The sequence below is a fragment of the Asanoa sp. NPDC050611 genome (genome assembly GCF_040654855.1).
Lineage (GTDB): Bacteria > Actinomycetota > Actinomycetes > Mycobacteriales > Micromonosporaceae > Asanoa.
Map to the genome: position 1 here is coordinate 17,879 of NZ_JBFAIU010000012.1, position 23,194 is coordinate 41,072.

Sequence of the window (23,194 nt, forward strand, 5' to 3'; positions counted from 1 at the left end):
CAGCGAAACCCCGTCCGGGAGAGTCTGGGTTGGACGCGATGACTCTATGACCGGGGTACGACGGTTTCGTACTCGGCCGGGAGTATCCGACACTACGCCGACGGACGTACGCGGGACGGATCAGAGCGCCTGGCGCAGCCACTCCTCCACGCCCGCGATGTGCACGGTCGCCCACGACCGGGCCAGTTCCGGCTCGCGCCCCGCGATCGCGTCCACGATCGCCTGGTGCTGCTCACGCGTCTTGTCGACGGCGCCCTCCTGGGTGAGCCCGCGCCAGATCCGCGCCCGCGTCGTCGGCCCGGACAGCCCGTCGATCAGCGAGCAGAGCGCCGCGTTGCCCGAACCCGCCGCGATCGCGCGGTGGAACTCCAGGTCGTTGGCGACCAGCGCCTCCACCGACGGCGACGGCCCGAGCTCGTCGAGCACCCGCTGCAGCTTGGCGATCTCGTCGTCGTTCATCCGCCGGGAGGCGAGCGCGGTCGCCGCCGGTTCCAGGATCCGCCGCACCTCGAGGAACTGCAGCACGGTGTCGTCGCGGTGGAAGTCGACCACGAAGCTCAGCGACTCGAGCAGCAGGTCGGGCGAGAGGCTGGTGACGTACGTGCCGTCGCCCTGGCGCACGTCGAGCACCTTGATGATGGACAGCGCCTTGACGGCCTCGCGCAGCGAGTTGCGGGACAGCCCGAGCCGCTCCGCGAGGTCGGCCTCCTTGGGGAGACGGTCTCCGGGGCCCAGTGCCCCGGAGACGATCATCTCCTTGATCTTGTCGATCGCTTCGTCGGTCAACGCCACGGCGCCGCCACCTCAGTCCTGTGCCTTGCCCGTGGTCACCCGGGCCAGCATCAGCGCGACCAGGATGATCAGGCCGTAGATGGCCTGGATCCACTGCGCCGACACGCCGGCCAGCGTGAGGATGTTGTTGATCAGGCCGAGCACGACGACGCCGCAGAGCGCGCCGAACAGCGTGCCCTTGCCGCCCTCCATGCTCACGCCGCCGATCACCGCCGCGGCGAACACCGTGAAGATCATGCCCGAGCCCTGCGCCGACGCGACCGAGCCGAGCCGCCCGGTCATCAGCAGGCCCGCGAGCGCCGCCAGCAGGCCGCCGACGATGAAGACCACGAAGATGACGCGGTCGGCCCGGATGCCGGCGGCGCGCGCGGCGTCCCGGTTGCCGCCGATGGCGTACACCGCGCGCCCGTGTCTGAACCAACCGAGGACCGCGATCCCGATCGCGAACAGGATGCCGCAGATCCAGATCGAGGCGGGCAGGCCGAGCCAGACGGCGTTGCCGAGGTAGAGCACCGACATCGGCAGCTCGAACAGGTTCTGGCCGCCGGTGATGCCGATCTGCAGGCCGCGCAGCACGATCAGCATGCCGAGCGTGACGATGAACGCCGAGAGGCCGAAGCGCAGGATCAGCATGCCGTTGAACGCGCCGATCAGCACGCCGACGAGCAGGCAGATCGGGATCGCGAGCGCGGAGGACCACTCGGTGCCGAGCCCGTTGCTGGCCGCCGGGATGACCAGCGCGACGGCAAGCGCCGGCGCGAGACCCACGGTCGACTCCAGCGACAGGTCGAACCGGCCGCCGATCAGGATGATCGCCTCGGCCAGCACGAGCAGCGACAGCTCGGTCTGCTGCTGCAGCACGTTGATGATGTTGGCGCTGCTCAGGAACACCGGGTCGATCAAGGCGCCGACCAGAACCAACACGATTATCGCGGGTACGAGCGCCAGGTCCCGCATCCGCGCCAGCGCCGGCCCACGCAGCCGACGCCGGGCAGGCGCGTCCGCGACGGGTGGTGCGGTGGTGGTGCCGCTCATGACTCCGCTCCTTCTGAAGAAACACCCTCGCCGGCTGATGAACCACGGTCGCCGCGAGGCACGACGCCGCCGCTGCCGGACCCAACCGCGCCGCCGGTAGGCGAAGCGCCCCCGCCGGCTGATGAACCACCATCGCCGCGAGCCGCGACGCCACCGCTCCCGGACCCGCCCGCACCGCCGGGAGGCGAGACGTCGCCGCCGACTGATGAACGTTGGTCACCACCGGCCGCGCCGCCACCGCCGGTGGACGAGGTGGCCTCGTCGGCTGGTGCGGCCCCGTCCTTGCCGGACGCTGACCGCCCGTCGTCGGACGAGACGCCTTCCACTGCCGCGACGACGTCCCCGTCGTCCCAGCCGCGGGGCAGCTCGGCCGTGATCCGGCCGTGGAACATGACGATGACCCGGTCGCAGTGGCGCAGGTCGTCGAGCTCGTCCGAGACCATCAGCACCCCGGTCCCTTGGTCCGCGGCCGACCGCACCGCGCCCAGCAGCGACTCCTTCGAGCGCACGTCCACACCCGCCGTCGGGTTGATCAGCACCAGGACCGACGGGTCGGTGGACAGCGCCCGGGCCAGCACGACCTTCTGCGCGTTGCCGCCCGACAGGCTCGAGACCGGCGCCGCCGGGCTCTCCGTGCGGATGTCGTATCGGGCGACCATCTCCGTGGCCACCGCGGTCCGTCGCCGCGGCACCACGACGCCCGCCGGACCGAGCCGGGAGGCGATCGGCAGCGTCGCGTTCTCCGCCACCGACAGCAGCGGCACGAGCCCCTCGCGGTGCCGGTCCTCCGGCACGAGCCCGATCCCCGCGGCCAACGCCGCCGGCACGCCAGACCCGACCACCGAAGAACCCACCGAGACCGTGCCACTGTCGGCGCGACGCAATCCGCCGACAGTCTCGGCCAGCGACACCTTCCCACTGCTCCCGGACCCGGTCACCCCGACGATCTCGCCAGCACGCACGGACAGGTCGATCCCGGTGTACGCGCCGGCGAGCGTCAGTGCGGACAGCGCCAGCACCGACGGAGCGGACGCGGGCACCGTCCGGGGTGCGACGGACGTCAGCCCGACCGCCTCGCCCGTCATCGCCGACACCAGAGCCGAGTGCCCGACGGAGGACACCGGCTCGGTCAGCACCCACCGGGCGTCGCGGAGGACGGTGACGGTGTCGCAGACCTCGTACACCTCGCGCAGGTGGTGCGAGATGAACAGCATCGTCACGCCCGACGCGGACAGGGACCGCATGCGGACGAACAACCGCTCGATCGCCGTCGCGTCGAGCCGCGCGGTGGGCTCGTCGAGGATGATGAAGCGGGTGCCCAGGGACAGCGCCCGGGCGATCTCGACGAGCTGCCGCTGCTCCACGTTGAGGTCGCCGGCCTGCGCGGCCGGATCGACCGCGACACCGTATTCCTCGAGCAATGCCGCGGCCCGCCGCCGCAGCCCGCCCCACCGGATCGGCCCGCGCGCCGTCTGCCGGTTGAGGAACAGGTTCTCCGCGACGGACAGCGTCGGAATGATGGTCGACCGCTGGTAGACGCAGGCGACCCGGCGCCGCCAACCGTCCCGGTCGGACGGTGCCGGCGCCGGCTCGCCGCCGAAGGACACGGTGCCCTCGTCGGCCCGCGCCAGCCCGGTGAGCACCGAGACCAGCGTCGACTTGCCGGCGCCGTTGCGACCCACCAGGGCGTGCGTCTCACCGGGCCGGACCGCCACGCTCACGCCGGACAGCGCGGTCGTCGCGCCGAAGCGCTTCGTTATCTCGCGAGCCGAGACGGCCGGGGGCGGGGCGGCAGCCCCACCCCCGGCCGCGTCGGTCAGTACGTCGGTCATCACTTCCCGATCTGGTTGCCCCACAACGACGCGTCGTCGACGTTGTCCTTCGTCACGAGCGGCGCCGGCAGCTGGTCTTCGAGCACGCCGTTGCCGACGTCGATGATGGTGCTGTCATGGTCGGTCGGTCCAGGGGTGAACGTCTTTCCCTCGACCGCGGCCTTCGCGTAGTGCAGCGCGTACTTGGCGTAGAGGTCCGCCGGCTGCGAGACGGTGGCGTCGATCTCGCCCTTGCGGATCGCGTCGAACTCCTGCGGGATGCCGTCGTTGGAGACGATGAAGATGTGCTTCGGGTCAGTCGGCGGCACCAGCAGGTTCTTGGACTTCAGCAGCTGCAGGGTCGGCGCCAGGAACACGCCGCCGGCCTGCATGTAGATGCCCTTGATGTCGGGGTGCTGGGCGAGCCGGGTCTGCAGGGCGGCGGACGCCTTGGCGCCCTCCCACTCGGTCGGCTCCTCGAAGATGGTGATGCCGGGGAACTTCGACTTCATGCATTCCGCGAAGGCCTCGGAGCGGTCGCGGCCGTTGACGGACGACAGCGAGCCCTGGAACTCGATGACCTTGCCCTTGCCGCCGAGCTTCTCGCCGAGGAACTCGCACGCCTTCTGGCCGTAGGCGCGGTTGTCGGCCCGCACGACCATGAAGACCTTGCCCTTGTCGGGCCGGGTGTCCACGGAGACGACCGGGATCTTCTTGCTCTCCAGCATGGTGAGCGTGGTGGCGATCGCGCCCGTGTCCTGCGGCGCCATCACGATCGCCTTGGCGCCCTGCGCGGTGAGCGCCTGCGCGTTGGCGACCAGCTTCGCGATGTCGTTCTGCGAGTTGGTCGGCGTCATCAGGTTGATGTCGCCTTCCTTCGCGAACTGCGGGATGTACTTCGCGTACGAGTTCCAGAAGTCGGAGTCGGCCCGGGGCAGGTCGACGGCGATCGGCGGCTTGGCGTCGCCACCGGTGCCGGTGGCGCTGCCACCGGACGATGCGGAGTCGGACGAGTTGCAACCGGCGGTCGCCGCGGCGAACGCGGCGACGACCGCCACGCTGACGACGGCGCGTCTCTTCAGGATCATCGCTGTCCTCTGTGGTGGGAAGAGGGATGGGTAGGGGGTGGAGCGGACGTTCAGCCGGTGCGCGACCAGGCCGGCCCGTCGGGGAAGGCGAACCGGGCCCGGCTTTCGGGGCGCATCGTCGAACTGAAGCCGGGCGCCGCAGGTGCGAGGTAACGTCCGGCGTGGATCTGCACAGGGTCGAGGAAATGCTCGTGGAGATGGTCCACGTACTCGATGACGCGGTTGTCCATGGAGCGCGACACCGCGACGTAGTCGAAGAGCGAGAGGTGCTGCACCAGCTCGCACAGGCCGACGCCGCCCGCGTGCGGGCAGACCGGCACGCCGAACTTGGCCGCCAGCAACAGGATCGCGATGTTCTCGTTGACGCCCGCGACCCGGGCGGCGTCGAGCTGCACATAGGACACCGCGCCGAGCTGGAGCAGCTGTTTGAAGACCACGCGGTTCTGCACGTGCTCGCCGGTCGCGACCGGCACGGGTGCGATGCCCCGGGCGATCGCCGCGTGCCCGACCACGTCGTCCGGGCTGGTCGGCTCCTCCACCCACCAGACGTCGTACGCCGCCAGCTCACGGACCCACGAGATGGCGTCGCCGACGTCCCAGCGCTGGTTGGCGTCGACCGCGATCCGGATGTCCGGCCCGCACACCTCGCGGGCGATCCGCAGCCGGCGGACGTCGTCGGACAGGTCCGCGCCGACCTTCAGCTTGATCTGCGTGAAGCCCGCGTCGAGCGCCTCCTGGCACAGCCGGCGCAGCTTCGCGTCGTCGTAGCCCAACCAGCCGGGCGAGGTGGCGTACGCCGGGTAGCCGTGCGCCAGCAGCTCCGCGACCCGCTCCTCGCGACCGGCGGCGCCGGGCTGGAGCAGCTCGAGCGCGTCGCCCGGGGTGAGCGCGTCGGTGAGGTAGCGGAAGTCGACGAGCGAGACCAGCTCCTCGGGCGGCATCGAGGCGAGGAGCTGCCAGAGCGGCAGGCCCGCCTGCTTGGCCTTGAGGTCCCAGAGCGCGTTGACCACGGCCGAGATGGCCATGTGCATGACGCCCTTCTCCGGGCCGAGCCAGCGCAGCTGCGAGTCGTGCACCAGCTCGCGCCAGAACGCGCCGAGGTCGTCGAGGACGTTCTTGACCAGGCGGCCGGCGAGGTAGGGGCGCAGGGCGGCGATCGCGGCCGTCTGCACCTCGTTGCCCCGCCCGATGGTGAACGCGAACCCGTGTCCCTCGTGCCCGTCGAGCTCGTCGGTGCGCAGCACGACGTAGGCGGCCGAGTAGTCCGGGTCCGGGTTCATCGCGTCGGAGCCGTCCAGCTCGCGCGAGGTCGGGAACCGCACGTCGTAGGTGTCCAGCGACACGAAGCGGGCGGTCATCGACGATCCTCACGCGATTTCATAGATCCGATGTTTACCAGGTGGTCGGATGTATGGCAAGACCTTCGATCTCTACATGGAAGAATCGCCCCGTTGCCGAGGCGATTCATCCAATGACTGACCCCTTGCTCTGCATCCATATACGAATCGATCCGTATATGGATGCAGAGCAAACGTGGCCTCAGACCAGGTCGAACTTCTCCCACGCCCCGATGGCCGCCCGGTTGGCGATCAGCGAGGCCGCGCCCGCGTTCTCCGCGACCACGTACATGTTGTTGACGGTCGCCCGGAGGCTCTCGCTGCCGTCCGCGTTCCGGACGAGGGCGAACGTCTCCCACGGACCCACCGCCGCCCGGTTGGCGACCAGCGGGTTCGCGCCCGCGTTCTCAGCGCACACGTACATGTTGTTGGCCCGCGACCGCAGCGCGACGTTGCCGCCACCGAGGTCGACCACGTCGAACCGCTCGGTGGTGCCCGCCGTCGCCTTGTTGGCGATCAGCGGAGTCGTACTGTTCGCGGCGCTGACGAACTGGTTGTTGGCCAGCGCGCGCAGCGTCGACCCACCGGTCGGGGGCGTCCCGGTCGAGTTGAAGGTGAACGCGTCGAGGTCGAACAGGTTGCCCGCCCCGCCCTTGAAGACGAAGAAGAGCTGCGTCGACCCGGCCGGCAGGTTCGTCAGGTTGGCCGTCACGTTGGCGTAGGTCTCCCAGCCGCCGGTCGGGCTGACCGTCAGCGTGCCGTGCAGCGGGCCGGTCTGCGAGCCGCTGCGCACCTCGATCGTGCCGCCGACGGTGCCGGAGGCGACCCGGGCGGTGATGCTCGACGCGTTCGACAGGTTGTAGGGGCGGAACGAGATCCAGTCGTTGTTGTCGATGTAGCCGGCGGTCGCGCCGCCCTCCGCCGCCGCGTGGTTGGCGATCTGCACGCCGCCCGACTGCGCCGCGAAGTGCTCACCCTGGCGGTGCCGCGGCTGCAGGACCTTCTGGCTAGTCGTGGTCAGCCCGCCGTTGTCGGTGTAGGACGCGACGAAGATGCCGAAGATGTTGGCCGCCGCGTCGTGCTCGCCGTCGGTGGGCACGGTGAGCGTGCCGGAGCAGCCGGTCTTCGAGGTGATCTGGTGCGAGTGGTTGTCGTGGCCGAGGAAGTAGGTCACCGACACCCGGGAGCAGTTGATGGTGCCGTCCTCGGGATCCGAGACGCTCACCGTGTACGGGATGGTGTCACCGAAGTTGAACAGCGTCCCATCGGCCGGGGCGCTGAGGTTGACGGTCGGCGCTGAGTTGCCGACCGTGACGACGAGGCTCGCCGTCCCGGACAACCCGGTCGGGTCGGTGACCCGCAGCGTCGGCGTGTAGGTGCCGTTCGTGTTGTAGGTCTTCGTCGGGTTCGCCGCGGTCGAGGTGGTGCCGTCGCCGAAGGTCCAGAGGTACGACAGGGCGCCGCCCTCCGGGTCCGCCGAGCCCGCCGAGGAGAAGGTGATGCTCAGCGGCGCCGGCCCGGAGGTGCGGTTGGCCGAGGCGACCGCGACCGGGCTGCGGTTGCCGCCGCCGATGTACTCGATCCGGTACAGCGCCTGGTTGTTGGAGCCCGTGCCGTAGTCGAGCACGTAGAGCGCGCCGTCCGGACCGAAGGCCATGTCCATGACCTGCGTGCCGTCCCACGGGAAGTCGGAGATCTCGCCGTACGTCCCGTTGCTGTTGACGGCGATCGCCTTGATCCACTGACGGCCGTACTCACCGGCGAAGTACCGGCCGTCGAGCGACTGCGGGAACTTCACGGCGGAGTTCAGCGACGCGTTGTAGCGGTAGACCGGGCCACCCATCGGCGACTCCGAGCCGCCACCGAACTCCGGCGGCGTCGAGTCGAAGCCGTAGCGGATCCAGGCGGGCTTCGCGGCCGGCAACGCCTGCAGGCCGGTGTTGCGGAACGAGTTGTTCGTCGGCCCGCCCGCGCAGTTGTACTTGGCCTGCGACGGCCCGCTCGGGAAGGTGTACTCGTTGTACGTCTCCGTGTTCGAGTTGCTGCCCGTGCAGTACGGCCAGCCGTAGAACCCCGGCCCGGTGATCCGGTTGAACTCGACCTGCCCGCCCGGCCCGCGGTTGGGGTCGGCGGCGCCCGCGTCCGGGCCGTAGTCGCCGAGGTAGACGATGCCGGTCGGCTTGTCGACGCTCATCCGGAACGGGTTCCGGAAGCCCATCGCGTAGATCTCCGGCCGGGTGTTGGCGGTGCCCGGCGCGAACATGTTGCCGGCCGGGATGGTGTAGCCGCCCGCCGCGGTCGGCTTGATCCGCAGCACCTTGCCGCGCAGGTCGTTGGTGTTCGCCGACGAGCGCTGCGCGTCGAACTGCGGGTTGCGGTTCGTCCGCTCGTCGATCGGGGTGTACGCGTTGCTCTCGAACGGGTTCGTGTCGTCGCCGGTGGTCAGGTAGAGGTTGCCGGCGGAGTCGAAGTCGATGTCGCCGCCGACGTGGCAGCACTGGCCGCGGTCGTTGTCGACGGTCAGCGTGACGACCTGGCTGCCCATGTTGAGCGTGTTGTCGGCGTTGAGGGTGAACCGGGACAGGTTCAGGTGGCCCTTCCACGCGTTGAAGTCCGCGGCCGTGCCGGTGGTCGGCGCGTCACCGCCCGGCGTCGACAGCGGCGGCGAGTAGTAGAGCCAGACGTAGCGGTTCGTCGCGAAGTTCGGGTCGACCGCGACGCCCTGCAGGCCCTCCTCGTCGTGCGTGTAGACCGGGATGGTGCCGGCCACCTTGGTGTTGCCGGCCGGGTCGGTGACCCGGACCGTGCCGTTGCGGGCCGTGTGGATGACCGTGCGGTCCGGGAGCACGGCCAGCGACATGGCCTCGCCGATCTCGGCGGAGCCGACGGCGAGCTGCACGGCCTGGTAGTCCGCGGGCGGGATGGGCGCCGCGGCGGCGGGCGTCGCGGCGGTGGTCACCGCCAGCGTCGAACTGGCGGCGCCGAGCAGGCCGACGGCGAGGAACCGCGACCAGCGCCGAGGGGATGGGCGCATACCTTGTCCTTTCTGAGCCGCCGAAGGCGCCTGGACCTCCGGTCGGCGCAAAGCATTGAGGGTTAGGAGCCGTAGACCTCGAACTCCCAGAGGGAGTAGCCGTACTGGGTCAGTGCGCGCTGCGTGCCGTTGACGCGGACGTAGCGGGCGGTGGGTGGGGTGGTGAGGGTGACGTCGTCGACCCCGCCGTCACCGGTCGTGGTCGAGAACGCCGTCGTCCAGGTCGACCCGTTCGGCGACGTCTGGATCTGGTACGCCCGCGCGAAGGCGGCCTCCCACTGGAGCCGGACGCGGTTGACGGTCCGCGCCGAGCCCAGGTCGACGGAGATCCACTGCGGGTCGCTGTAGGCGGAACCCCAACGGGTCCCGGTGTTGCCGTCGACCGCGTTCGGCCCGACGTGCGCGCTGCCCGACTCCACACTGGACACGGTCACCGGCTGGTTCCGGGAAAGAAGACCAGCGCCGGCGGGCGTCCCGTACACGTTGAGATCCCACAGCGAATAGCCCCACTGGGTGCCGCGCTGGGTGCCGTTCATCCGCACGTAGCGCCCCGACCCGGACAGCGTGATGTCGTCGACCCCGCCGTCCCCGGTCGTGGTCGAGTAGACGGTCGTCCAGCTCGACCCGTTCGGCGACGTCTGGATCTGGTACGCCCGCCCGTAAGCGGTCTCCCAGTTGAGCCGCACCCGCGAGAGGTCGTACGACTGCCCCAGATCCACCGTGATCGACTGCGGGTCGGTGTAGAGGCTCCCCCACCTCGTCGACGGGTTGCCGTCGACCGCGTACGCCGCGAGGTTGCCGCCCTCCACACTGGACACGGTCACCGGCTTGCCCTGCGCGAGGTCGGTGGCCGGCGGGTTGCCGCCCTCGGCCTTGATACGGATGTTGCGGTAGTTGATGTCGGCGCCGGCACCGTCGTTCTGCACGCCGATGTAGCCGTTGGCGATGGCCCGCGTGCTCTGGTAGTCGTTGATCTTGACTCCGTTGAGCCAGACCTCCACCCGCTGCCCGTGCACGCAGATCTCGTAGGTGTTCCACGATCCCGGCGGGTTGAGCGCGGCGTCGCGCAGCGCGGAGTTCGGTCCGGAGAAGCTGTAGACGCTGCCGGTGGTCCGGGACGGATCGGCGTCGGTGGCGTCGATCTGGATCTCGTGCCCCTGGTTGACCGGGTTCCACGGATCACCCAGCGGGTCGGGGAAGCCGATGAACACGCCGCCGTTGTCGTCGCCCGGCATCATCCAGTCGAGCTTCAGCGAGTAGTTGCTGAACGTCCGCACCGGATACCAGAGCAGCCCCATGCCGCCGACCGAGCTCAGCGTCCCGTTGGCCAGCGTGAAGCTGCCCGGCCCGGCCTGCCGCCAGTTGTTCAGGCTGGCCTGCGTGCCGTCGAACAGCGCCGTCCAGCCCGTCTCCGGCCGGCAGTCGGCGGGCCGGTTGTTGGCCGCGATCTGGATGCCGCCCAGCAGCATCCGGGTGAAGTTCGCGTCGGTGTACGCCTCTTCGACGTGCCCGAGACCCGTGTACCAGGACCGGCCGGAGCCGACGTTCTTGCACCAGGTGATCGGGTGGTCGCCGCCCATCGAGCCGCCGGAGTACGACGACTCGTCGAGGCTGGCCAGCACCTTGGCCGTGGACCGCGGGTTGGTCCGGTAGTTGTACCACTCGTCGAGTCGGGACCAGGTCGCCGGCAGGTGCGCGGTCGACGCGTTGCCCCGGTCCTCGACCCGGATCGTCGCCGTCTGGTTGGCCGGGTGCGAGGAGAACCAGGCGCCGACCAGCTCGCCGTAGAACGGCCAGTCGTATTCGGTGTCGGCCGCCGCGTGCACGCCGACGAACCCGCCGCCACCCGTGACGTACGACTGGAAAGCGGTCTGCTGTGCCGCGTTGAGCACGTCGCCGGTGGTGGAGAGGAAGACGACGGCCTGGTACTGCGCGAGGTTGGCGGTGGTGAACTGGTTGGCGTCCTCGGTGGCGGTCACGGAGAAGCCGTTCTGGGACCCGAGCTGCTGGATCGCCGCGATGCCGTTGGGAATGGACGAGTGCCGGAAGCCGGCCGTCTTGGAGAACACGAGGATCTTGGTCAGCGGGGCCGCGGAGGCGGGCGCCACCATCGCGAGACCCGCGACGAGCGCGGCCGCCACGGCAGCGGCCAGGGCGCGGATGCGCATGAGAGCTCCTAGTCGGGTGGGGGCGTGGGACCCGGCCGTCGGCGCGACCGGGCCCCACGCGGCTGTGGTGCGATCCGGCCCTAGGGCAAGGTCCAGTTCTGGGCTCCGGTGCCGTTGCAGTCGTAGATCTGGAGCTGGGTGCCGTTGGTGGTGTTCGAACCCGGGACGTCCAGGCACTTGTTGGCCTGCGGGTTGCGCAGGCTGCCGTTGGCGCCGGTGACCCACTGCTGGGCGCCGGTGCCGTTGCAGGTCCAGAGGTGGATCTTGGTGCCGTTCGCCGTCCCGCTCGCCTGCACGTCCATGCACTTGCCGAGCGAGCGGATCGTGCCGTCGGTGCCGACCGTCCACGTCTGGTTCGGCGCGCCGTTGCAGTCCCAGACCTGGATCCGGGTGCCGTCGGCGGTGCCGCTGGCGTTCACGTCGGCGCACTTGCCGAGCGCCTTGATCGCGCCGGTCCGGGGACCACCGCCGCCACCCGGTGTCGAGACGCCCGGGCCGATGAACGTGTAGCTGTCGAGGTCGAGGAAGGCCCCGCTGCCACCGGTGAACACGATGTAGAGGTCGTGGGTGTTGTCGTCGGGCTTGCTCACCGGGACCGTGATGTCCGTGTACGTGTCCCAGCTGCCCGTGCCCGGCACGGCGAACCGGGCGACCTCAGGACCGGTCGTCGAGTCGTACCGGAAGGAGATCGTGCCGCCGGCGCCGCCGGACGAGACCCGCGCGCGGACCTGGTTGATGCCCTTGAGGCTGACCGCGTGGTGCCGCACGTACTCGCCGTTCTGGATGTCACCGAGCCGCTTGCCGCCCTCGGCGCCCGACGCGTTGATCACCTGCGGGCCGTTGAGCGTCACGTAGTGCTCGGCCTGCCACTGCTTGGGCCAGAGCGTGATCTCCTTCTCGCCGGTCAGCGGCACGGTCCCGGTCGCGCCCCGGTCGGTGTAGCTGGACCGCAGGACGAAGAACAGCGTCGAGTCCGGACCGGCGTGCACCGGGCCGGTGTTGACGGTGAACCCGCAGCCGGTGCCCTGGCCCTCCTCGTGCGCGTGCTCCTGATGGCCGAGGGCCGCCCGGATCACCACGCCGGCGCACGGGATCGTGCCGTCCTGCGGGTCGGTGGCCGTCGCGGTGGAGGTGACGTTCTCGTCCCACGAGATCATGCCGCCGGCCGGCAGCCCGTTGAGCGTGACCGTGGGCCGGTTGTTGCCGACCACGATCGGCAGCAGCGTGGTGCCGCTGCGGCCGGTGCCGTCGTTGACGGTCAGCCGGGCCCGCTTGTCACCGACGGTCGTGTACGTGTAGGTCGGGTTGGCGGCGGTCGAGTCGACGGTGCCGTTGTTGTCGAAGTCCCACTGGAAGGTCAGCGGGTTGCCGTCCGGGTCGCTGCTGCCCGCGCTGGAGAACGTGACCTGCAGGGGCGCGAGCCCGTTGTCGCGGTTCGCCGAGGCGACGGCGGTCGGCGCGCGGCCGCCGGCGACATAATTGATCTTGTAGAGGCCTGCGGCGACATCGCCGGAGAAGTAGCCGTTGCCGTACTCGAGCAGGTAGAGCGAGCCGTCGGGGCCGAACTCCATGTCGATCGGGTGCACGAGCTGCATGCCGCCCAGCACCGGCTCGATCACCGTCGGGTTGCCGGTGACCGGGTTGCCGTTGTCGAACTGGACCTCCTTGATCCAGTTGCGGCAGTACTCGGAGATCAGCCACTTGTTGTCGTAGTACTGCGGCCACTTCACGTCCGAGGCCAGGTTCGGGTCGTAGTGGTAGACCTCGGTGTGGTTCGGCGATCCGCAGCCGCCCGGGTTGTCCAGCGCGGGCCACTCGCGGCTGCCGCCGTGCTGCTCCCAGACCAGCGCCGGCTTGGTCGGCGGCAGCTGCTGCAGGCCGGTGTTGCGCGGCGAGTTGTTGACCGGGCCGGTCGAGCCGCCGCACGGGAACCAGCCGCGCGGCGCGTTGGCGGCGAAGTCCCAGTCGTTGTAGGCGACGTTCGGGCCGCCGCAGTAGGGCCAGCCGTAGTTGCCGGGCGCCGTGGCCCGGTTGAACTCGTCGTACGCCGCCGGGCCGCGGTTGGCGATCGTCGCACCCGCGTCGGGGCCGACCTCGCCCCAGTACAGGGTGTTGTTGGCCTTCTTGTCGACCCAGATCCGGTACGGGTTGCGCGTGCCCATGACGTAGATCTCGGGACGCGTCCCGGCCGTCCCCTGCGCGAACAGGTTGCCGCTCGGGATCGTGTACGTGCCGTTCGCCTGCGGCTTGATCCGGTTGATCTTCCCGCGCAGGTCGTTGGTGTTGCCGGACGTGCGCTGCGCGTCGTACTGCGCGTCCCGGTTCGTGCGCTCGTCGATCGGCGCCATGCCGGCGGAGTCACCGCCGGAGTTGGTGTTGTCGCCGACCGCGAAGTAGAGGTTGCCGGCCGTGTCCCAGGTCATCGAGCCCGCGCTGTGGCAGCACAGCCGCCGCTCGGTCGGCCACTCGATGATCATGTCCTCGGACGCCGGGTCGATCACGTTGGTGGTGGCGTTGAAGGTGAATCGGGAGATCCGGTTGACCAGCGTCGACTGGGCGGGCGAGTAGAAGAGATAGAGCCAGCCGTTCGTGGCGAAGCCGGGGTCGAGCGTGATGCCGATCAGCCCGTCCTCGAACCGGGCGTCGAGCGCCAGCGTCAGGGCGACCGTGGTGGTCCGGGTGGCCGGGTTGTAGAGGCGGACCTGGCCGCCGCCGGACGAGGTGCCGCGGTTGATGTAGAAGACCTTCTGGTCCGCGGCGACCGCGAGCTCGATCGGCTCGCCCATCGAGGTGCCGCCGTCGAGCTTGACCTTCTCGAACAGGCTGGTCGCGGGTGGGGCGGCAGCCGCCGGGGTGGGTGTGACGGTCAGCACCGTCAGGCTGGCCGCCGTGAGCAGGGCGGCGCCGAGCGCGCTCAACAGGCGCGGTCTGCGGCGCAGGGACGTACGTCGCATGTGGATGCTCCCGTGGTGGGTAGGGGTGCGGAGCAGCCGCGGACCGCGGCCCGCACGGCCGGCCGAGCGCCGTGCGGGACCGTGGGTCCGTGGAGAGGGACTAGTTGGTCAGGGCGAACTTCTCCCAGGGGCCGATCGACGTGCGGTTGGCGATCAGGGCCGCGGCACCGGCGTTCTCCGCCACGACGTAGCGGCCGTTGGCCTGGGCGCGGAAGCTGACCGTGCCGTCCGAGTTGTTGATCCGCGCGAACGTCTCCCAGCCACCGACGGCGGCCCGGTTGGCGATCAGCGGGTTGGCGCCGGCGTTCTCCGCGCAGACGTACATGCCGTTGGCCTTCGAGCGGAGTGCGACGTTGCCGCCACCGAGGTCGACCACGTCGAAGCGTTGCGCGGTGGTGGACGCCGCGGTGGCGTTCGCGATGAGGTTGCCCGAGCCGGCCGTGACGAACCTGTTGTTCGCCAGCGCCCGCACCGCCGTGCCGGTCACCGGCGGCGTCGTCGCCGGCGTGCAGGTGGCGTTCACCGCGCCACCGGCCCACTGGATCCCGCCGAGCAGCATCCGGGTGAAGTTCGACTCGGTGTACGACGCCTCGGTGTGCCCGAGCCCGGTGTAGAACGACCGGCCGCCGCCGTAGTTCTGGCACCAGGTGATGGGGTGGTCGCCCATCGAGCCGCCGCTGTAGGTGGCCTCGTCGAGCCGCACCAGCACGCGTACGTTCGCCCGCGGGTTGGTCCGGTAGTTGTACCACTCGTCCGACCGGGTCCAGTTGGCCGGCAGGTGGGCGGACGCCGGGTTCGTGCTGTCCTCGACCCGCAGCGTCGCCTGCTGGATCGCGGGGTGCGACTGGAAGTACGCGCCGACGAGCCCGCCGTACCAGGCCCAGTCGTACTCGGTGTCCGCGGCGGCGTGCACGCCGACGTAGCCCTTGCCGCTCGCGATGTAGGACTGGAAAGCGGTTTGCTGCGTCGCGTTCAGGACGTCGCCCGTGGTCGAGAGGAACACGACGACCTGGTACTGCGCCAGGTTCGCGGTGGTGAACTGGTTGGCGTCCTCGGTGGCCGTCACCGTGAAGCCGTTCTGCGACCCGAGCTGCTGGATCGCCGCGATGCCGTTGGGAATGGACGAGTGCCGGAAACCGGCCGTCTTCGAGAACACCAGGACCCTGGTCACCGGCGCCGCCGAGGCGGGTGCCGCGTAGAGCGCGGCCACCAGCACGACGGCGAGCCCGGCCAGGGCCGCCAACAGTCGTCTCAACACTGCTCCTCCGTTGATGGGGTTGGGGGACGGGACGGAGGTGTGGGGCCAGGGTGTGCCATTCCCCTGGCCCCGCCCGGTGGGTCAGCTCGCGACGAGCGTGAACTTCTCCCACGGTCCGATGGCGTCGCGGTTGGCGATGAGGTTGCCCGCACCGCCGTTCTCCGCGACGACGTACTTGTTGTTGACGGTGGCCCGCAGGCTGATCGTGCCGTCGGAGTTGTTGACCCGGGCGAACGTCTCCCAGGACCCCGCCGACGCGCGGTTGGCGATCAACGCCTGCGCGCCGGCGCCCTCCGCGCACACGAACATGTTGTTGACCCGGGCCCGCAACGCGACGTTGCCGCCGCCGAGGTCGACGAGGTCGAAGCGCTCCCCGGCGCCCACCGTCGCCGCCGAGGCGATCAGGGGTGCGGAGCCGGCGGTCACGTACAGGTTGTTGGCCGTGGCCCGCAGCGCCGTGCCGCCCGTGGGTGGGTTGCCGCCACCGGTCAGGATCCGCAGCGCGTCGACCATGCCCACCGAGGTGGTCTTGTTGACGATCCGGATCGTGTGCTGGCCGTTGGTCAGGCCGGTCTTGCTGTAGACCACCTGTTGCGCCTGCCGTGCGCCGCTCACGTTGAGGTTGACGTTGGTCTGGAAGACGTTGTCGATGTAGACGTCGACGTTGCCCATGTCGCTGAACCGTTCCGAGAGGTACTCCACGCCCGTGCCGGTGAACGTGTAGGACGCCTCCGCGCCGACGGTGTTGCTGTGGTGGGTGTCGTCGTTGTAGTCGCCGTAGCCGCGCGCGGTGGTGTGGTACCAGTTCGCGCCGTAGGTCAGGTCGGTGTCGTTGACCAGACCGCCCTGCCCCGCCGGCCCGAGGCCGAGCGTGGACGCGGTGCCGGACAGCGACTTCACGCCCTGGTTGGCCGAGCCGGTCAGCGTGGTCGACGCGTACGAGGTCAGCGGCTTGGCCACCCGCTCGACCACGTAACTGGTGTTGGCCGCGGTCGCCCAGCTCACCTCGGCCGCCGAGACCGTGGTGATGACGGCGTTGTCACTGGTGCGGCGCACCCGGATCTGCTGGGTCCCCCACGGGTTGACCACCCGCGCCTGCTTGCCGTGCAGGCTGCGGACGCCGACATACTTGGTCTCCTGCGCCTCGCGCTCCGCGCTGACCAGGAAGCCGTCCTTGGCCAGCAGCGTGAACCTGCCGACGAAGCCGGAGTCCGACGGGATCGCGGGGAACACCCGGATCTTGTCGTTGTACGACTGCATCAGCGCCTCGTTCATCGCCGCGAGGTGGATGCCGATGTACTCGTACACACCGTTGGTGTTGTTCGTCATGCCGTTGGGGTAGTTCTGGTACTTCTGCAGCATCGTCTTCATGCCGGACTGCGCCTGCGGGCCGAGGCCGAGCCGGGCGGCGTGCACGTGGTCGTTGGCCCAGACGTTGCCGTAGGGGTGCGGCCGGACGTTGAAGGTGTTGATGGCGGTCTGCGTGTCGGGATAGCCGATCCCGGTCTGGTCGTAGGGCCAGACGAGCTCCAGCGCCACGTTCTCGCCGTTGCGGGTCGGTGACGTCGGCGGGTCATGCGGCAGGTAGGCGCCGTTCGAGATCTGGTACGGCGCGAGGTTGTTGACGACGTCCTGCCAGCCGGCCCGCAGTCCACTGTCGAGCCCGAGCTGGGTGGACACCTGGATCGTCAGCGGGAACAGCAGCCGCACCGCGGCCAGGTCGGTCAGCGCGTTCTTCACGTCCCAGTAGGTCTCGTGCGCGTTGGAGCTGGCCATGTAGTACTGCGCGCCGTTGCGGGACAGCCGGTTCTGGTAGAACCGTACGGACTCACGCATGTACGGGTACGCGACGTCGCGCAGGTAGGCCGTGTCGTTGGTGTACCGGTAGTAGAGGTACATGTTGTACGCGGCCTCGGTGCCCGTGGAGTAGATGTCGTTGACGAAGTCGCTGTTGATGGTGCCGCGGGCGTTGCCGTCCCAGCCCATCGTCTCCGGCACCCAGAGCGAGTCGGTGCCGTACCGCGTCTGCGTGTAGGACCTCAGCGCGTTGTAGTTGCGCGAGTAGAGGTTGTTGAACGTTCTCATCAGCTCCGGATGGTTCGAGCTGTAGAACGAGTTGTAGACGTCGCGCTGGTTCCAGTACCAGTAGCCGTTGGACCACTTGGAGTTGTCCTGGGTCGCGCGGAAGTTGCCGTTGATGAAGTGCAGCGGGTAGTTGCCGTAGCCACCGGCCGCGATCATGTAGGTGAACAGGTAGTAGGCGTTCTCCAGGTAGTCGTTGTCGGCGCTGCCGCCGTACTGCACGAACGACTTCGCCCAGAAGCTGTGCCACCAGTTCTTGTACGCGTTGAGCGTGCTGGTGTAGCCGGCCGACTTGACCGCCGCGAGCTGGTTGCGCGCCTGCTGCACCGAGTTCTGCCCGGGCGAGTTGACGCGGCTGGCCGCCGTGAACCAGATGGTGTAGCTCGACGTCGGGGTGATGTTCAGTCGCACCCGGGTGCCGTTGACCGTCTGGGCGGTGTAGTTGGCGCCCTCGACGGTGGCCGCGAACGTGTAGCCGAAGTTCTGCGGGTCCGCCTGGCCGCGGGACAGGCCGACGGCGGCCGAGTCGGCGAACGTGCTGACCGTCCGCCAGGTGGTCAGGTTCGGCACGTCCGCGATGTTCTGCACGGTGTTCATGTCCCACAGCGACAGGTCGAGCCCGACGCTCGACACGCCGGGCCGGGAGTCCTCGACGTGGATGCCCATCACCTCGGAGTTGGGCGCGCCGAAAACCGTCACCGTGCGGTTGCTGTCGTACTTCGTGGTCAGCGTCCCGTCGTAGAGGGACAGCCGCTGCTGGAACGTGCTGTAGCCGGTGTCCAGCTGCGGCGAGGTGAAGAGGTTGAGGTTGCCGGCCGCGTACGTGGACTGCTGCGCGAGGTCCACACCGGACACCTGAGCGGTCAGGCCGTTCTGGTTCCACACCATCGCGCCCGTGCGGCCGTTGCCGACGGTCAGCCCGTGCAGCGGGTTGGTGTTGGGCCGGTTGTAGACGACGTCGTGCTTCGAGAGGTAGCTCCCGTAGTCGACGTTGAGGGCCCCGGTCCCGGCGTTGTAAGCGGCGTCCGTGGGCGCCGCGGCGGCCGGGGCCGACCCGAGCGCGACGAGCCCACCGGAGAGCAGGAGGAGGAGCACGCTGAGGCGCAGAGTTGGCCGCACGATCGGCGAACGCACCTTCATCCGACACGATCCCTTCTAGATCGTTCGTCTGGTGCCCATCCGCCGAAATGGGCATCGACCTTCATCTGTGACGTGTAGTTAACATTGGATGTCTCGGCTCGTCAATCCCCGAACTTCGATGCGTGTCCTACACGTTCTCCCCCTGCAGGTCGGGAGACATCGGAGGTATCGCGGTACCGAGGATTTAGGCACATAGCGTGTCGGACCCCCCAAGTGGCACTAACGTGGGTGGCATGGCACGTCCCAGGGTGGTCATCGTCGGAGGTGGGTTCGCCGGGTACCACGCAGCGCACAAACTGACCCGCCTGGCTCGCGGCCGGGCGGACATCACGCTGATCAACCCGACGGACTACCTGCTCTACGTCCCGCTGCTACCCGAGGTCGCGGTCGGGGTGCTGGAGCCGCCGCAGATCGCGGTCTCGCTCACCTCGTCGCTGCCCAGGGTCCGGCTGGTGCTCGGTGAGGCGCACTCCCTCGACCTGGCGGAGAACCGCGTCCACTACCGCAACCCGGAGGGCGGCGAGGGCCACGTCGCGTACGACCGCCTGGTCATCGCCCTGGGCAGCGTCAACAAGCTGCTGCCCATCCCCGGTGTCGCGGACCACGCCCACGGCTTCCGGGGCATCCCGGAGGCGCTGTTCCTGCACGACCACATGGTCCGCCAGATCGAGATGGCGCTGACCGAGGCCGATCCGGGCGAGTGCGCGGCCCGCTGCACGTTCGTGGTGGTGGGCGCCGGCTACACCGGCACCGAGGTGGCGGCGCACGGCGCCACGTTCACCGACATGGTGGCGAAACAGAAGAAGTCGCCGATCCAGCCCAAGTGGGTGCTGCTCGACCTGGCCAAGCGGGTGCTGCCGGAGCTCGACGAGGGGATGTCCAAGGACGCCGACCGGGTGCTCCGCGAGCGCGGCGTCGAGGTGCTGATGGGCACCTCGGTGCAGGAGGCGCTGTTCGACGGCGTACGGCTGACCGACGGCCGCTACATCCCCACCCGCACGCTGGTCTGGTGCGTGGGCGTGCGGCCCGACCCGGTCGTCGAGAACCTCGGCCTGCCCACGGACCACGGCCGCATAGTGGTCGACGAGTACCTCAACGTCCCCGGCCACCCGCGGGTCTACGCGATCGGCGACGCGGCCGCGGTGCCGGACCCGGAGAACCCGGGCCGCCCGACCCCGATGACCGCCCAGCACGCGGTCCGGCACGGCAAGCAGGTCGCGCGCAACATCGCCGCGGAGTACGGCACGGGCCGGCGCAAGCCGTACCGCCACCGCGACCTCGGCTTCGTGGTCGACCTAGGCGGTCTGGACGCGACCGCCAACCCGTTCGGCGTCCACCTGTCGGGCATCCCCGCCATGGTGGCGACCCGGGGCTACCACCTGCTGTCGCTGCCGCGCAACCGGATCCGCGTGGTCGGCGACTGGCTGCTGCACGCGTTCCTGCCGCGGCAGGCGGTGCAGCTGGGCCTGATCCGCGGGCCCGAGGTGCCGCTCGACAACGCCGCGCCGGAGCTGCCCGTGCGGCCGCCGATGCCCACCCGCCGCTAACGGCTCAGCTATTGATGGCTCAGTAGTCCGGCTCGAGCACCCGGCGGAGGGCCTCCAGCACCGCCGGGTCCTCGATGGTCGAGGGCACCGGCTCGTCGGCGCCGGCCGCGAGGCCACGCATGGTCTTGCGGAGGATCTTGCCGGACCGGGTCTTCGGCAGCGCCGCGACCACGTCGACCCGGCTCAGCGACGCGATGCCGCCGATCCGCTCACGGACGAGTGCCTTCAGCTCGGCGGCCAGGTCGTCGCCGGGCTCGGCGCCGGCCTTGAGCACCACGAGGGCCCGCGGCACCTGGCCTTTCAGCTCGTCGGCCACCCCGATCACGGCGCACTCCGCGACCGCCGGGTGCGCGGCGAGGACCTGCTCGATGGCGCCCGTGGACAGCCGGTGGCCGGCCACGTTGATCACGTCGTCGGTGCGGCCCATGACGAACAGGTAGCCGTCGTCGTCCACGTACCCGCCGTCGCCGGTCAGGTAGTGCCCCGGGTGGGCGCTCAGGTAGGAGGCGACGTAGCGCTCGTCGTCCTGCCAGAGCGTCGGCAGCGTGCCGGGCGGCAGCGGCAGCCTGATCACGATCTGGCCCTCGCGCGCGGGCTCGCCGTTGTCGTCGACGACGCGGACGTCGTAGCCCGGCATCGGCACCGTCGCTGAGCCCGGGCGCGGCGGGTGCGGCTCGAGGCCCATCGGGTTCGCCGCGACGGGCCAGCCGGTCTCGGTCTGCCACCAGTGGTCGATCACCGGGATGCCGAGCCGCTCGCGGGCCCAGGAGTAGGTCTCCGGGTCGAGCCGCTCGCCGGCCAGGAAGAGGTAGCGCAGCTTGCGCAGGTCGTAGCGGTCGAGGTGGGCGCCCGTCGGGTCGTCGCGGCGGATCGCCCGGAACGCGGTCGGCGCCGTGAACATGGTCTTGACCGCGTGCTCGGCCGCCACGCGCCAGAACGCGCCGGCGTCGGGCGTGCCGACCGGCTTGCCCTCGTAGAGCACCGAGGTGCAGCCGGCGAGCAGCGGCCCGTAGACGATGTAGGAGTGCCCGACCACCCATCCGATGTCTGAGGCGGTCCACATCGTGTCGCCCTGATGGGTGTCGTAGACGTGCTGCATGCTCCACCGCAGCGCCACCGCGTGGCCGCCGTTGTCACGGACCACGCCCTTCGGCCGGGCCGTGGTGCCCGAGGTGTAGAGGATGTAGAGCGGGTCGGTCGCCGCCACTGGCACGCAGTCGACCGGCTCGGCCTCGGCGAGCGCCGCGTGCCAGTCGAGGTCGCGCCCGGCCTGCGGAGTGGCCGGCGCTTCCGGGCGCTGCAGCAGCACCACGCTGTCGGGCCGGTGGTCGGCCATGGTCAGCGCCTGGTCGACGATCGGCAGGTATTCGACGATCCGCTTGACCTCGATGCCGCAGGACGCGGTGACCAGCACTTTCGGCGTGGCGTGGTCGATCCGGGCGGCCAGTTCGCGCGGTGCGAAGCCGCCGAACACCACCGAGTGCACGGCGCCGAGCCGGGCGCAGGCCAGCATGGCCACGACCGCCTCCGGCACCATCGGCATGTAGATCACCACGCGGTCGCCGGCCCCGACACCGAGATGCCGGAGTACGCCGGCGAAGCGCGCCGTCTGGTCCTGCAGCTCGCGGTAGGTCAGGGTGCGCCGGGTGTCGGTGACGGGGCTGTCGTACTCGATCGCGGCCTGCTCGCCCCGCCCGGCCCGGACGTGCCGGTCGACGGCGTTGAAGCAGGTGTTCAGCACCCCGTCGGGGAACCAGCGGTAGAACGGCGGCGCGCTGTCGTCGAGCACGGTGCGGGGCGGCCGGAACCACTCGATCTCGCGGGCGGCGGCGCCCCAGAACTCGGTGGGGTCGGTCAGGCTCGTCCGGTACGCGTCGGCGTAGGCACCCATCCACCCATGATGGCCGCTGTGACGCCTGCTGTCTTTCCTGTCTTGTGGGACGTGCCTTGCTACTTAGCCGACCGTTTACATATTCTCTACCGACAAACTAGGGAAAGGCGGTGGCACGGTGCGCAAGCTGGTTCTCCTGGCGCTGGTAGGGCTCGGCGCCCAGCTCGTCGACGGCAGCCTGGGCATGGCCTACGGCGTCACGTCGACGACCCTCCTCCTCGCCATCGGCACCAACCCGGCGGCGGCCTCGGCCACCGTGCACCTGGCCGAGATCGGCACCACCCTGGTCTCCGGCGCCTCCCACTGGCGGTTCGGCAACGTCGACTGGAAGGTGGTCGCCAAGATCGGCATACCTGGCGCCATCGGCGCCTTCGCCGGCGCGACCTTCCTGTCGAGTCTGTCCACCGAGACCGCCGCGCCCGTGATGTCGCTGATCCTGCTCGCGCTCGGGCTCTACATCCTGACCCGGTTCACCGCCTCGGGGCTGCCCAAGGCCAACCTCGGCAAGCCGCTGCGCAAGCGGTTCCTCACCCCGCTCGGCCTGGTGGCCGGCTTCGTCGACTCGACCGGTGGCGGCGGCTGGGGCCCGGTCGGCACGCCGGCGATCCTGGCCAGCGGGCGGCTCGAGCCCCGCAAGACGATCGGCTCGATCGACACGAGCGAGTTCCTCGTCGCGATCGCGGCCAGCGTCGGCTTCTTCGTCGGCATCGGCTCCGAGCAGATCAACTTCGGCTGGGTCGCCGCGCTGCTGGCGGGCGGCGTGATCGCGGCGCCGATCGCGGCCTGGCTGGTCCGGCTCGTGCCGCCGCGGGTGCTCGGCTCCGCGGTCGGCGGCGTGATCATCCTGACCAACACGCGGACGCTGCTGCGCAGCGACTGGATCGACGCGCCGGACGGCGTTCGCTACTCGGTGTACGCGGTCATCTGGGTGGTCTGGGCCGCCGCGGTCGCCTGGTCGGTCCGGGCGCACCTGGCCGCCAACCGCGCCGAGGCCGCGGCCGCCGCCGTCGAGGAGCCGGCGGTCGAGCCGGCCCGCGTCTGAGCCCGGGGCCCCAGG

General features: G+C 70.0%; 13 protein-coding genes. 2 read left to right on the top strand and 11 right to left on the bottom strand.

The features are described 5' to 3' along the window. Nucleotides 1-120 precede the first annotated feature (120 nt). The 10 genes from AB0H87_RS03660 to AB0H87_RS03705 form a co-directional block, all read right to left on the bottom strand. Nucleotides 121-792, bottom strand: coding sequence for a FadR/GntR family transcriptional regulator (locus AB0H87_RS03660; RefSeq protein ID WP_360138996.1), 672 nt, complete (start codon nt 790-792; stop codon nt 121-123). A gap of 12 nt (nt 793-804) precedes the next feature. Continuing rightward, entirely contained in the window at nt 805-1,827 is a 1,023-nt protein-coding gene (locus AB0H87_RS03665; protein ID WP_360138999.1) for an ABC transporter permease, read from the bottom strand. Beyond that, nucleotides 1,824-3,659 carry a sugar ABC transporter ATP-binding protein gene (locus tag AB0H87_RS03670; RefSeq protein WP_360139002.1) on the bottom strand — a complete coding sequence of 612 codons (1,836 nt, stop codon included), beginning with the start codon at nt 3,657-3,659 and terminating at the stop codon, nt 1,824-1,826. Before AB0H87_RS03670 ends, AB0H87_RS03665 begins: the two co-directional genes overlap by 4 nt. After that, complete coding sequence (locus AB0H87_RS03675; RefSeq protein WP_360139005.1) at nt 3,659-4,726, bottom strand: sugar ABC transporter substrate-binding protein; 1,068 nt, start codon at nt 4,724-4,726, stop codon at nt 3,659-3,661. Before AB0H87_RS03675 ends, AB0H87_RS03670 begins: the two co-directional genes overlap by 1 nt. A gap of 50 nt (nt 4,727-4,776) precedes the next feature. Continuing rightward, nucleotides 4,777-6,084: an L-fuconate dehydratase gene (locus AB0H87_RS03680; protein ID WP_360139008.1), complete on the bottom strand. Its 1,308-nt coding sequence runs from the start codon at nt 6,082-6,084 to the stop codon at nt 4,777-4,779. Between the two features lie 181 nt (nt 6,085-6,265). Next, entirely contained in the window at nt 6,266-9,097 is a 2,832-nt protein-coding gene (locus AB0H87_RS03685) for a PQQ-dependent sugar dehydrogenase (RefSeq protein ID WP_360139011.1), read from the bottom strand. Nucleotides 9,098-9,159: 62 nt separating this feature from the next. After that, complete coding sequence (locus AB0H87_RS03690) at nt 9,160-11,265, bottom strand: ThuA domain-containing protein (protein WP_360139014.1); 2,106 nt, start codon at nt 11,263-11,265, stop codon at nt 9,160-9,162. A gap of 80 nt (nt 11,266-11,345) precedes the next feature. Further along, nucleotides 11,346-14,219, bottom strand: coding sequence for a ricin-type beta-trefoil lectin domain protein (locus AB0H87_RS03695; protein ID WP_360139017.1), 2,874 nt, complete (start codon nt 14,217-14,219; stop codon nt 11,346-11,348). A gap of 100 nt (nt 14,220-14,319) precedes the next feature. Further along, the gene (locus tag AB0H87_RS03700) at nt 14,320-15,474 is read right to left on the bottom strand and encodes a ThuA domain-containing protein (protein ID WP_360139020.1); all 1,155 of its coding nucleotides are present in this window, start codon (nt 15,472-15,474) and stop codon (nt 14,320-14,322) included. A gap of 84 nt (nt 15,475-15,558) precedes the next feature. Then, nucleotides 15,559-18,699: a carbohydrate-binding protein gene (locus AB0H87_RS03705; protein WP_360139023.1), complete on the bottom strand. Its 3,141-nt coding sequence runs from the start codon at nt 18,697-18,699 to the stop codon at nt 15,559-15,561. A 233-nt stretch (nt 18,700-18,932) separates the two neighbouring features. Here AB0H87_RS03705 and AB0H87_RS03710 point away from each other — a divergent pair, with 233 nt between their 5' ends. Further along, nucleotides 18,933-20,246 carry an NAD(P)/FAD-dependent oxidoreductase gene (locus AB0H87_RS03710; RefSeq protein ID WP_360139026.1) on the top strand — a complete coding sequence of 438 codons (1,314 nt, stop codon included), beginning with the start codon at nt 18,933-18,935 and terminating at the stop codon, nt 20,244-20,246. Between the two features lie 19 nt (nt 20,247-20,265). On the opposite strand, the gene AB0H87_RS03715 is transcribed toward AB0H87_RS03710, so the two are convergent. Further along, nucleotides 20,266-22,137: a propionyl-CoA synthetase gene (locus tag AB0H87_RS03715; RefSeq protein ID WP_360139029.1), complete on the bottom strand. Its 1,872-nt coding sequence runs from the start codon at nt 22,135-22,137 to the stop codon at nt 20,266-20,268. 118 nt (nt 22,138-22,255) lie between these two features. Between AB0H87_RS03715 and AB0H87_RS03720 the strand changes: the two genes are divergently transcribed. Then, the gene (locus tag AB0H87_RS03720; protein WP_360139032.1) at nt 22,256-23,179 is read left to right on the top strand and encodes a sulfite exporter TauE/SafE family protein; all 924 of its coding nucleotides are present in this window, start codon (nt 22,256-22,258) and stop codon (nt 23,177-23,179) included. Nucleotides 23,180-23,194: the final 15 nt, after the last annotated feature.